Annotated in this window: 10 protein-coding genes; 6 read left to right on the forward strand and 4 right to left on the reverse strand. The window is 70.7% G+C overall.

Features of this window, described 5'->3' with window-relative positions; translation table 11 throughout:
- Nucleotides 1-57: 57 nt before the first annotated feature.
- Both ACFRCR_RS12145 and ACFRCR_RS12150 read right to left on the reverse strand, forming a co-directional pair.
- Nucleotides 58-261, reverse strand: coding sequence for a cold-shock protein (locus ACFRCR_RS12145; RefSeq protein WP_030152390.1), 204 nt, complete (start codon nucleotides 259-261; stop codon nucleotides 58-60).
- A 182-nt stretch (nucleotides 262-443) separates the two neighbouring features.
- Nucleotides 444-1985 carry a polysaccharide deacetylase family protein gene (locus ACFRCR_RS12150; RefSeq protein WP_377677823.1) on the reverse strand — a complete coding sequence of 514 codons (1542 nt, stop codon included), beginning with the start codon at nucleotides 1983-1985 and terminating at the stop codon, nucleotides 444-446.
- A 211-nt stretch (nucleotides 1986-2196) separates the two neighbouring features.
- Between ACFRCR_RS12150 and ACFRCR_RS12155 the strand changes: the two genes are divergently transcribed.
- The 6 genes from ACFRCR_RS12155 to ACFRCR_RS12180 all read left to right on the forward strand — a co-directional run bounded on the left by ACFRCR_RS12155 (nucleotide 2197) and on the right by ACFRCR_RS12180 (nucleotide 8941).
- Nucleotides 2197-3048 (forward strand): aldo/keto reductase, encoded by an 852-nt coding sequence (locus ACFRCR_RS12155; protein WP_377677825.1) that lies wholly within the window; start codon nucleotides 2197-2199, stop codon nucleotides 3046-3048.
- Between the two features lie 468 nt (nucleotides 3049-3516).
- Nucleotides 3517-4608: a branched-chain amino acid ABC transporter substrate-binding protein gene (locus ACFRCR_RS12160; protein ID WP_377677826.1), complete on the forward strand. Its 1092-nt coding sequence runs from the start codon at nucleotides 3517-3519 to the stop codon at nucleotides 4606-4608.
- Between the two features lie 173 nt (nucleotides 4609-4781).
- A complete protein-coding gene (locus tag ACFRCR_RS12165) occupies nucleotides 4782-5816 on the forward strand; it encodes a branched-chain amino acid ABC transporter permease (RefSeq protein WP_377677827.1) in 1035 nt (344 codons plus the stop codon).
- Nucleotides 5813-7216, forward strand: coding sequence for a branched-chain amino acid ABC transporter permease (locus tag ACFRCR_RS12170; RefSeq protein ID WP_377677828.1), 1404 nt, complete (start codon nucleotides 5813-5815; stop codon nucleotides 7214-7216). Before ACFRCR_RS12165 ends, ACFRCR_RS12170 begins: the two co-directional genes overlap by 4 nt.
- A gap of 125 nt (nucleotides 7217-7341) precedes the next feature.
- Nucleotides 7342-8235 (forward strand): ABC transporter ATP-binding protein, encoded by an 894-nt coding sequence (locus ACFRCR_RS12175; protein WP_225227649.1) that lies wholly within the window; start codon nucleotides 7342-7344, stop codon nucleotides 8233-8235.
- On the forward strand, nucleotides 8222-8941 hold the full coding sequence (locus ACFRCR_RS12180; RefSeq protein WP_056653240.1) for an ABC transporter ATP-binding protein: 720 nt from the start codon (nucleotides 8222-8224) through the stop codon (nucleotides 8939-8941). Before ACFRCR_RS12175 ends, ACFRCR_RS12180 begins: the two co-directional genes overlap by 14 nt.
- Before the next feature lie 117 nt (nucleotides 8942-9058).
- On the opposite strand, the gene ACFRCR_RS12185 is transcribed toward ACFRCR_RS12180, so the two are convergent.
- Both ACFRCR_RS12185 and ACFRCR_RS12190 read right to left on the reverse strand, forming a co-directional pair.
- On the reverse strand, nucleotides 9059-10276 hold the full coding sequence (locus ACFRCR_RS12185) for a glycoside hydrolase family 3 N-terminal domain-containing protein (RefSeq protein ID WP_377677829.1): 1218 nt from the start codon (nucleotides 10274-10276) through the stop codon (nucleotides 9059-9061).
- Nucleotides 10277-10324: 48 nt separating this feature from the next.
- Complete coding sequence (locus tag ACFRCR_RS12190) at nucleotides 10325-10942, reverse strand: carboxymuconolactone decarboxylase family protein (protein WP_377677830.1); 618 nt, start codon at nucleotides 10940-10942, stop codon at nucleotides 10325-10327.
- Nucleotides 10943-11108 lie beyond the last annotated feature (166 nt).

The following is an 11108-nucleotide window of genomic DNA, read 5'->3' on the forward strand; positions in this document are numbered from 1 at the left end:
ACCGAGACGGTCGGGGGCACTCGTTCAATGATCAGCTACGCCCGGAGGCGAGTGAGATCAGAGCGGGCGGATGTTCTCCGCCTGCGGGCCCTTGGGGCCCTGCGTCACGTCGAACTCGACGCGCTGGTTCTCCTCGAGCGAGCGGAAGCCCTGCGTCTGGATGGCGGAGTAGTGCGCGAACACGTCGGCGCTGCCGTCCTCAGGTGCGATGAAGCCGTAGCCCTTTTCGCCGTTGAACCACTTCACGGTTCCCAATGCCATGGGGATCTCCTTCTAGAGTTTCAAACAGCTCCATGATCTGGAGCCGAACATCACGGTGTTCGTCGTCAACTCTTGGGTAACAAGGTTCGCGGTGGCATGGGGCCGTTGCGCAAGGACAAGCGAGGCACTGCAATCTCACCGGCTACGGTACAGGGGTTACTCCGACTGTGCTAGCCCTGATGCTAACGATTGAAGTACGCGTGTCCGCCAACCAGGTCAGGGCCGAGCAAATCGGGCACCGTCACGAGCGTGTAGCCTGCGGCCCGCAGGCCGTCCACGATGCCGGGGACGGCGTCCACGGTCGAGCCGTGGATGTCGTGCATCAGGAGGATCGCCCCAGGTCGGACGCCTGCGAGTGCCCGCTCGGTCGTCATGGCGGTGTCCTTGTTCTTCCAGTCCTCGGTGTCGACGTTCCACAGGATCGCCGGCTCGTTCCGCTGGGAGAGGACACTCGTCACAGTGTCGCTCGTCGCGCCGTACGGAGGGCGTACGAGCGTCGGTCGGACGCCCGACGCGGCCTCGACCGCGTCCGCCGTCGAGGTCAGCTCGTCCGTGATCTGGTCCGTGCCCAGCTTCGAGAGGTCGGGGTGGGACCAGGTGTGGTTGCCCACCGCGTGCCCCTCGGCGACCTCGCGACGCACCAGGTCGGGATGCGACGTCACGGAACGGCCGACGAGGAAGAACGTCGCCCTGACCTGCTTCGCGGCGAGCGTGTCGAGCAGTCGGGACGTGTGCTTGCCCGGGCCGTCGTCGAAGGTCAGGGCCACGCACCGCAGCACCGAGCAGTCGGGGGCGCCGGACGGGTCGGGCGCGACCGGCGGGGTCACGGGCGGCTCGACGGGGGGCGGTGCGATCCCCATGAACGGGGCGCCGCTCGCAGCGACGTCCGCGATCTGCTTCCCGACGGCGGACAGGGCCGTCCGCGTCGCGTCGGGCTCGATGCGCACGGCCAGCTCTCCGTCGGAGCGGGCGGAGACCAGGCCGGGCGGGAAGACCAGGGTCGCGGCGCCGTCGGGCCCGAGACGCACGTCCCGGAACGTGTCCTCCGACGACGGCACCGGGTCGTCGAACCCCAGACCGGCCGAGTCGAGCGCCGCGTCGACCCACCGCGCGGCCTGCTCGCGCCCGTCGGCCGTGAAGAGGTCCGAGGACCACGTCGTGGTCGCGCGCGGGAGGTCGGTGTAGAACGTCTGGGAGCCGACCTCGCCGTTCGCCCCGCCCGTGAAGGCGTACGTCGTGGCACGCACCCCCAGCACGTCACCCTGCGCGAGCACCAGGTCCCACCCGACGTTGAGCTCGTTGCCCACCCCGTCCGGGTCGATCGCGGCGTCGTAGTCCTTCTCGGTCGCGTCGACGAACCGGCCGAAGGCGTGCGAGAGGGAGCGCTCCCCAGGGATCGAGACCGTCGAGATCGAGCGCGCGTCACCGGCGTCCGCAGTCGACTCCTGGTGGATCTCGAGGTTCTCGACCGACGCCGGGTCCAGGACCGCCGGCGGGTCGACCCGTCCGGCGGGGACCGGAGGGACCGTGGGGGACGGCGAGCCCGTGGGGGAGGCCTCCCCGGACGGGTCCGCAGCGGCGCGCGTCAGGTAGAACGTGACCCCTGCGGCGACGACCAGGAGCGGCACGAGCACGGCGAGGACCCAGACGGCACGGTTCCGCGGGCGCGCGGGAACGGAGCCGCCCGGCGTCTGGTCACGGGTCGGAGGAAGGGACTGGGGCACCAGACCACCGTGCCACCCGGACCCGGTGCGCGTCGCGACCGGCACGGCGGATGAGAGCAGCGCCACAGTCGTCTCCAGCACCCTCGTGCACGGTCGTCGCAAGGGCTCCACAGCCTTCACCTCTCGGCCATCGAGCGACTCCCCCCGCGCGCCTGCCCGCCGTCGCCGAGACGGGTGGTGCGCACCGCGCGTGCCAGGGTAGAACTGGACGATGGTCTCTCCCGCGCAGGTTCCCGGCGTCGTCCTCAACAACGGCGTCACCGTCCCGCAGGTCGGGCTCGGCGTCTTCAAGGTGCCCGACGACGCCACCCAGCAGAACGTCGAGCAGGCGCTCGAGGCCGGCTACCGGCACATCGACACCGCGGCCGGCTACTACAACGAGGCCGGGGTGGGTGCCGCGCTGCGCGCGAGCGGCCTGCGCCGCGACGAGATCTTCGTGACGACCAAGCTCCGCAACGGCGACCAGGGGTACGAGTCTGCGCTGCAGGCGTTCGAGGACTCGCGCGAGGAGCTCGACGTCGAGGTCGTGGACCTCTACCTCGTCCACTGGCCCGTCCCCAGCAAGGACCTCTACGTCGAGACCTGGCGGGCGTTCGAGAAGCTGTACGCCGACGGCGCGGCGCGGGCGATCGGCGTCTCCAACTTCCTGCCCGAGCACCTCGCGCGCCTGCTCGCCGAGACCGACGTGGTGCCGGCCGTCAACCAGATCGAGGTCCACCCGACCTACCAGCAGCGCGCGACCCAGGCCGCGACCCGGGCCGCCGGGATCGCGGTCGAGGCGTACTCGCCGCTCGGCCGCGGAGCGGACCTCGACCACCCCGCGGTCGCTGCGGCCGCCGACGCCCACGGCGTCACGCCCGCCCAGGCGATCCTGCGCTGGCACGTCCAGAGCGACCGGATCGTGATCCCCAAGTCGGTGGACCCCGAGCGGCTCGCGACGAACATCGACCTGTTCGGGTTCGAGCTCTCGCCCGACGAGGTCGCGGCGATCGACGCGCTCGACTCCGACGCCCGGCTCGGCTCCGACCCCGCGACGGCCGCGTTCTCGCAGTACCCGTCCTGACCCGGCGGCTCCGCGCCTGCCGCTCCTGGACCGGATCGAGACGTTCCCGTGACGGCGCCGTAACGAGGGACGGAGTCTCGTGTAACCGCGCCCGCGTACGTTCCAGGCACTCAGGTCGCCGGACCCGGGTCCCGGACCACGGGCGCCTTGTCCGGTTCGCCGCGTGTGAGTCCCTGGTTGCAATTGTGCATCTGGGGTTTCGCGCAGGTCCGACCTGTGCCATCGTCAGCACGTTATTCAGTGCTGAATATCAGGTGATCCACCGCGGGTGCGAGGTCTCCGAGCACCCAGGTGCGATCTGGCGCACGGAGGTTCGGAATGCAACGCACAGCACGTCGAACGACGGGTGGGCTGGCTCTCGCGCTGGCAGCCGCCCTCGCCATCACCGCATGCGGTACCCAGTCTCAGGGGGACGACGGAGGGTCGACGGAGACGTCGAGCGAGTCAGGGTCGGCCGATCTCAGGATCGTGCCGTCCGTCCAGATCGACATCGACGGGGCCGAGGTCCCGGTCGAGACGTCGGGCGACCCGGTCGACCCGGCCGGCGACGGCACGGCCGAGTGTGCCGAGGGCACCTCGATCGCCATGGCGGGTGCTCTGACCGGCCCCAACGCCGCGCTCGGGCAGAACATCCTCTACGGAGCCAAGGTCGCGGTGGACGCGTTCAACGCCGCGAACGCAGGCTGCCAGGTCACGATCAAGGAGTTCGACACCGAGGGCGACCCGCAGAAGGCGACCCAGGTCGCCCCGCAGATCGTCGGCGACGCGAGCATCATCGCGCTCCTCGGCCCGGCGTTCTCCGGTGAGACCTCCGCGACGGGCGACGTCTTCAGCCAGGCGGGCCTCCCGTCGCTGTCGGCGTCGGCCACCAACCCCGACATCACCAAGAACGGCTGGAAGACGTTCTTCCGCGGCCTCGCGAACGACGCGGTCCAGGGCCCGGCGGTCGCCAAGTACATGGTGGACACGCTCGGGTACGAGAAGGTCTGCGTGGTCCAGGACAACTCGGACTACGGCGTGGGTCTCGCGAAGGAGATCACCGCGGGCCTCGGCGACGCGGCCGACGACTCCTGCTCGGCCGAGGTCAAGGTCGGTGACAAGGACTTCGCGGCCGCGACGCAGCTCATCTCGAGCTCCGACGCGGACGCCGTCTTCTACGCGGGCTACTACGCAGAGGCCGCGCCGTTCGCGCAGCAGCTGCGTGACGCCGGCGTCGACATCCCGTTCGTGTCCGCGGACGGTACCAACGACCCGCAGTTCGTCACGCAGGCGGGCGCGGCGTCCAAGGGCGCGATCCTGTCCTGCCCGTGCGGTCCGGCTCCCGACGACTTCGCGGCCGCGTACGAGGCGCTCAACGGCCAGGCTCCGGGCGTCTACTCGGTCGAGGGCTACGACCTGGCGACGATCATGCTCACGGGCATCGCGTCGGGCGTCACGGACCGTGCCGGGATGCTCGACTTCGTGACGAACTACGACGGTGAGGGCCTGGCCCGCACCTACAAGTGGGACGACACGGGCGAGCTCTCGTCCGCGCTGATCTGGATCTACGAGGTCCAGTAGCCGGTCGGCGCCTGCCTGCCCGCAGCGCCGCCCCCTTCCCGGTCGAGCACGGCCGGGCCGGGGGCGGTGCCGCCTGACGGCAGCCGCCGAGCGGACCGCGGTGCACCCACCTCCCCGCGGGGAGGGCGTACCGCGGTCGGCCGACCGCCCTCCCACCGGCTTCAAGGAGCAGCATGTCGATGCTCGTCCACGGCGTCCTCGCCGCCGACCCACTCATCGGATTCGACCTCGCGGCCCTCGGCCGCAACTTCTGGGCCCTCACCGTCGACGGCCTGACCTACGGCGCGGTCTACGCGCTCGTCGCGGTGGGCTACACGCTCGTCTACGGCGTGCTGCGCCTCATCAACTTCGCCCACTCCGAGATCTTCATGCTCGGCATGTTCGGGCAGTACGCCACGCTCCTCGCCCTGGGCTTCTACCCGAGCGGCGACGCGTTCGACAAGGGCATCCTGCTCACGGTCCTCTACCTGGGGATCGCGATGATCGGCGGCATGGTGGTCGCGGGAGGGGCCGCCGTCGGGCTCGAACGCGTGGCCTACAGACCCCTGCGCAAACGCGGGGCCCCGTCGCTGGTCTTCCTCATCACCGCGATCGGCGCGTCGTTCGTGATCCAGGAGTTCGTGCACTTCGTGCTCCCGGCACTGACGGGCGGTGAGCTGGGCGGCGTGAACGCCGAGCAGCCGATCCGGCTGGTCGAGCCCGAGGTCCAGTTCACGCTCTTCGGCGCCAACGTCACCAACGTGACCCTCATCATCGTGTTCTCGGCGTTGATCCTGGCACTCGCGACCGACATGTTCATCAACCGCACCAAGTTCGGCCGGGGCATCCGCGCGGTGGCGCAGGACCCCGTGACGGCGACCCTCATGGGGGTCTCGCGCGAGCGCATCATCATGCTGACGTTCCTCATCGGCGGTGTCCTGGCCGGTGCCGCGGCACTGCTGTACACGCTGCGCGTCCCCAACGGGATCATCTACTCCGGCGGCTTCATCCTGGGGATCAAGGCGTTCTCCGCGGCGGTCCTCGGCGGGATCGGCAACCTGCGCGGGGCGCTTCTCGGTGGCCTGCTGCTGGGCGTCATGGAGAACTACGGCCAGGTCGTGTTCGGCACCGAGTGGCGCGACGTGGTCGCGTTCGTCCTGCTGATCGTGGTCCTGATGTTCCGTCCGACCGGCATCCTCGGCGAGTCCTTGGGGAGGGCGCGAGCATGAGCACCAGCACTCCTGCGGAGAACGACGGCACGACCCAGCCCGTGCGCCCTCGCCCCGAGCTCCCGCCCGCGGGTCAGACGCCAGTCTCCCAGCGCCCTCACGGCGGGGTGGGGGACCGGTTCCGGCTGTGGTGGGACGCGCTCGCGCGGCCCGCGCAGTGGGGGGTCGGGGTCCCGTTCATCCTGTTCGTGGCCCTGCTGCCGATCCTGAACATCCCGGTCCTGACCACGGTCGGGACCAACTTCGGCGCCGTGATGGCGCAGTTCGGGATGTACGCGCTCATCGCGATCGGCCTGAACGTCGTCGTGGGGCAGGCGGGCCTGCTCGACCTCGGCTACGTGGGCTTCTACGCGATCGGCGCGTACACGCTCGCGATCCTCACGAGCCCGGACAGCCCGTGGAACGTGACGCAGCCCGAGGGCTGGCTGTCGGACGACTGGGCATGGCTCGCGATCCTGCCCGTCGCGGTCGCGATCACTGCCATGTCGGGCCTGGTCCTGGGCTCGCCCACGCTGCGCCTGCGCGGCGACTACCTCGCGATCGTGACGCTCGGCTTCGGTGAGATCGTGCGCCTGCTCGCGGACAACCTCGACGAGATCACGGGCGGTGGCCAGGGCCTCAAGTCGGTCGCCTACCCGCGGCTCGGGGTCACCGAGGAGCTGCCCAACGGCGTGTTCTCGGCGGGCAACGTCGGGACGACGCTCAACTCGGGCGTGTGGTGGTTCTGGCTGTCGCTCGTCTTCATCATCATCTCGCTCATGCTCGTGGGAAACCTCGAGCGCTCGCGCGTGGGCAGGGCGTGGGTCGCGATCCGCGAGGACGAGGACGCGGCCGAGATCATGGGCGTGCCGACGTTCCGCTTCAAGCTGTGGGCATTCGTCATCGGGGCGTCGATCGGCGGCGTCTCGGGCGCGATCTACGCGGGTCAGGTGCAGTTCGTCATCCCGACGAACTTCAACATCATCAACTCGGTCCTGTTCCTGTGCGCGGTCGTCCTGGGCGGCCAGGGCAACAAGCTCGGCGTGATCCTGGGGGCGTTCATCATCGTGTACCTGCCGAACTTCTTCCTGGGGCGCACGTCCCTGTTCGGCATCCCGATCGACGGCAACGAGATCGCGAACTACAAGTACCTGTTCTTCGGGGTCGCGCTCATGGTGCTCATGATCTTCCGGCCGCAGGGGCTCATACCCGTCCGGCAGAAGCTCCTCACGTACGGGCGTGAGCTGTACGTCGCGGCGCGCCGAACGCTCGCCAAGATGCCCGACGGCGGCCCGCAGGCCGCGTACGCGACGTCTGCTCCGGCGTCGGGCACGGGGAGCGGGACAGGCAGCGGGACAGACGGCCCCGCCGGGAGCGGTGCCGGCGAGCACGACGAGACCACCGACGGGGGGAACCGATGAGCAACGATCCTGGTGGCATGGGGGCCGGCGGCGACGTCGGCGACGCGCACCTGTCGCGGTCCGCGGACGCGGGCGAGCCCATGGCCGAGAAGTACCTGCCCGGCGCCGGGCTCGCCGAGCCCGTGATGGTCGACGTGACCGAGGTGCGGCCCGAGCTCGCGGACTCCGCGCTGGTCGACGCGATCGTCGCGGCCGACCGGACGGTCCGCACCGAGGTGGGCGAGCCGCTGCTGCGCATGGAGGACGTGTCGGTCGTGTTCGGCGGCCTGACCGCGCTGGACTCGGTCTCGTTCGACATCCGGCGCGGGGAGATCCTGGGGCTGATCGGGCCCAACGGGGCCGGGAAGACCACGGCCTTCAACGCCATGACGGGCGTCTACCGGCCCACCAAGGGCCTCGTGCGGTTCGACGGGCAGGTCCTGGGCAAGGCCAAGCGCAACCAGATCACGCGCCTCGGTATCGCCCGGACCTTCCAGAACATCCGTCTCTTCAACGAGATGACGGCCCTGGAGAACGTCGTCGTCGGGACCGATGCGCGGCACCGGACCTCGGTGCCGGGCGCGCTGCTGCGCACCAGGAGGCACCGGCAGGAGGAGCGCGACGCGATCGACCGGTCCATGGCGATCCTCGAGTTCGTCGGGGTCGGTGCGCGCGCCACGGAGAAGGCGCGCAACCTGTCCTACGGCGAGCAGCGGCGCCTGGAGATCGCGCGGGCGCTCGCGACCGAGCCCAAGCTGCTGTGCCTCGACGAGCCTGCGGCCGGCTTCAACCCGGCGGAGAAGGAGGCCCTCATGGACCTCATCCGCCACATCCGTGACGACGGGTACACGGTCCTGCTCATCGAGCACGACATGCGCCTCGTGCGGGGCGTGACGGACCGCATCGTGGTGCTCGAGTTCGGCAAGGTCATCGCCGAGGGCACCCCCGAGGACGTCACGTCCGACCCCAAGGTCATCGCCGCCTACCTGGGCGTACCCGACGAAGAGCTGCCCGAGGGAGACGCAGATGCCCCTGCTTGAGATCACGGACATGACGGTCGCCTACGGGCGGATCGAGGCCGTGCGCGGAGTGTCGATCACGGTCGAGGAGGGCGAGCTCGTGACCCTCATCGGGGCCAACGGCGCCGGGAAGACGACGACCATGCGCGCGGTCTCGGGGATCCGGCCGCTGTCGCGCGGGAAGATCGTGTTCGACGGCAAGGACATCACGCGCATGAAGCCGCACCTGCGGGTCCTGGAGGGGATCGTGCAGGCGCCCGAGGGGCGGGGGATCTTCCCCGGCATGACGGTCCTGGAGAACCTCGAGATGGGGGCCTACGGGCGCACGTTCGAGAACAAGGCCGTGCACGACGAGACGCTGGCCCGCGTCTTCGAGCTGTTCCCGCGGCTCGAGGACCGCACGTCGCAGGTGGGCGGGACCATGTCCGGGGGCGAGCAGCAGATGCTCGCGATCGGGCGCGCGCTCATGGCGCGGCCCCGGCTCATGCTGCTCGACGAGCCGTCGATGGGCCTGGCGCCCATGGTCATCCAGCAGATCTTCCGGATCGTCTCGGAGATCAACGCGCAGGGCACCACCGTGCTGCTCGTCGAGCAGAACGCGCGGCAGGCGCTGTCGCGCTCGCACCGCGCGTACGTGCTCGAGACGGGGGAGGTCGTGCGCTCCGGGGGCGGCCGGGAGCTCCTCGCGGACCCGAGCATCAAGGAGGCGTACCTCGGGGTCGCGTGAGTGGTGCGCCCCTGTGCACACTGTCCCCAGGTCTGTGGATAACTTTGTGGACAGGCATGGGGACAACGTGTGGACCGGGGTGTGGACGGGCGTTGACAGGTGCGGCCGACGGTCCCCTCAGGATCCCAGGCGCTCCTTGGCCGCCAGGACCCGCAGCACCGCAGCGTCGACCTTGGCCGCGAAGGCGGGGTCGGCCTGCGCGCGTTCGACGAGGGCGGTCGCCATCTCGGGGACCACGGTCGGGTCGGCCGAGGCGAGCACCATGTCGCCGCCCGCGGCGATCGCCAGGACCGCCCGATCGCCCGGAGACCATGCCTGCACCTGCTCGGCCTTCGACACGTCGTCGGTGATGACGACGCCCCCGAAGCCGAGGTCTCCGCGCAGCAGCCCGTCCACGACCACGGGCGAGAACGCCGCGGGGAGGCTGCCGTCGATCTGGTCGTAGATCGCCGTCGACGTCATGACGAACGCCGCGCCGGCCTCGATCCCCGCCCGGAAGGCCGCGACCGACGGGTCGTCGCGTGTCGTCACGGCGTCGCGGACGTCCGCCGTCGTGTCGGTGTTGCCCCCGACGCGGCCCAGGCCCGGGAAGTGCTTGATCGCGACGTCGACGTCGTTCTCCTCCATGCCCGCGCTGAACGCGTTCGCGTGCGACGTCACGGTCTCGACCCCGAACCCGTAGTTCCGCTCGAAGTACCCGATCGGCGCGTTGGTCGCCGCCGTCTCGGGGCTCGTCACGACGTCCATGACGGGTGCGAGGTTGAGGTCGACACCTGCGTCCGCGAGCTCCTCGCCCCACGACGTGGCCTGGTCCTGGAGCTCCGCGGGGGAGAGCGCGGACTGCGCCATGGCGCTCGGCATGTCGGAGAAGCCGGGTCCGCGGAGCACCTGGACCTCGCCGCCCTCCTGGTCGGTCGAGACGAACATCGGGGTCCCGTGCGTCGTCTCGTCGGACACCAGGGCCGTGAACGACTCGACGAGGTTCTTCACGCGCACCGACCCGGCCTGGGTGCGGCCCGCGAGGAACACGTTGCCCACGTGGTGCTGGTGCACCGCGTCGTAGCTCGCCTGGTCGATCTTCCCCACGTTCACCCCGACCATGAGGAGCTGGCCCACCTTCTGCTCCAGGCTCCACCCGGCGAGGGGGTCCGGGGCGTCGGTGGTCGGTTCGGGCGTGGGGGTGGGAGTGGGCGTCTCGGTCGCGGTGGGGCTGGACGTGCCCGACGGCGGAGCGCTCGTCGAGGAGGGCGTCCCGCCCCCCGGGGAGCACGCGGCGAGCAGCAGGACGGTGGTGAGCAGGGCGGCGCTCGTGGCGCCTCGACGGGACGACCTCATGCTTCGACCCTAGGACGGTTCCCGCGGGGGGAGGGGAGCGGCCGGACGTCAGCCGGCGAGGTGCCGGCCCACGGGGTCGGGGGTCGCGATCGGCCGGCCCACGGTCAGTGCGTCGCGCAACGCCGGGTCGAGGCCGGCGAACACCGCGTCGGCCTGCGTCCCGGTCGCGTCGAGGACCGAGCTGAAGAAGCAGCGCGCCGACGCGGCCAGGATCACGTCGAGGATCTCGCCGTCGTCGAGCCCGAGGTCGCGCAGCTCGGTGAGGTCGGACTCGGTCATGTCGGCGGCCCCCGCGGCGACCTTGTCCGCGAGGTCCATGACGGCGCGGTCGATCGGGGAGAGCTGGACGGTGTCGTGCCCCTCGGCGACCTCGCGCACGGCGTCGGCCCCGACGTGGTGGTCGGCGAGGACCGCGCCGTGCGCGAGCGCGCAGTACGTCGACCGGAGCCGCAGCGCTGCCGCGAAGGTCGCGAGCTCGTACCGGCGGGGCGACATGGACGCCTTGATCGCGCCGTTGAACCCGATCCACGCGTCGAGCACCGCGGGCCGGTTCGCGAGGAGCCGCGTGAGGTTCGCGACGTACCCGCGCGACTCGTGGTCCTTCGCGAACGCTGCCGCGACGGCGCCGCTGGGCTCGCTCTCGTCGGCCTCTCGGATCCAGCTCATGGCAGGTCTCCTTCCCGGGCGGCTGTGCGCTCGCGGTAGGGAGCACCGCGCCCCGGGGTCGTCCCTCCAGGCTGGCACGGCGGCGGCGGGACCGGAAGGCCTCGACGCCGCGCATGCGGTTCCCGTCGCTCGAGCATGCGGTGGGCGTCCTGACTCGGCCGAAAGG

Source organism: Oerskovia sp. NPDC056781, assembly GCF_042789955.1.
Classification (GTDB): domain Bacteria; phylum Actinomycetota; class Actinomycetes; order Actinomycetales; family Cellulomonadaceae; genus Oerskovia; species Oerskovia rustica.

Excerpts from the sequence above, each read along its gene's own strand:
- ACFRCR_RS12145 (WP_030152390.1), bottom strand. The coding sequence starts at position 261 with ATGGCATTGGGAACCGTGAAGTGGTTCAACGGCGAAAAGGGCTACGGC.
- ACFRCR_RS12155 (WP_377677825.1), top strand. The coding sequence starts at position 2,197 with ATGGTCTCTCCCGCGCAGGTTCCCGGCGTCGTCCTCAACAACGGCGTC.
- ACFRCR_RS12165 (WP_377677827.1), top strand. The coding sequence starts at position 4,782 with ATGTCGATGCTCGTCCACGGCGTCCTCGCCGCCGACCCACTCATCGGA.
- ACFRCR_RS12170 (WP_377677828.1), top strand. The coding sequence starts at position 5,813 with ATGAGCACCAGCACTCCTGCGGAGAACGACGGCACGACCCAGCCCGTG.
- ACFRCR_RS12175 (WP_225227649.1), top strand. The coding sequence starts at position 7,342 with ATGGTCGACGTGACCGAGGTGCGGCCCGAGCTCGCGGACTCCGCGCTG.
- ACFRCR_RS12180 (WP_056653240.1), top strand. The coding sequence starts at position 8,222 with ATGCCCCTGCTTGAGATCACGGACATGACGGTCGCCTACGGGCGGATC.
- ACFRCR_RS12185 (WP_377677829.1), bottom strand. The coding sequence starts at position 10,276 with ATGAGGTCGTCCCGTCGAGGCGCCACGAGCGCCGCCCTGCTCACCACC.
- ACFRCR_RS12190 (WP_377677830.1), bottom strand. The coding sequence starts at position 10,942 with ATGAGCTGGATCCGAGAGGCCGACGAGAGCGAGCCCAGCGGCGCCGTC.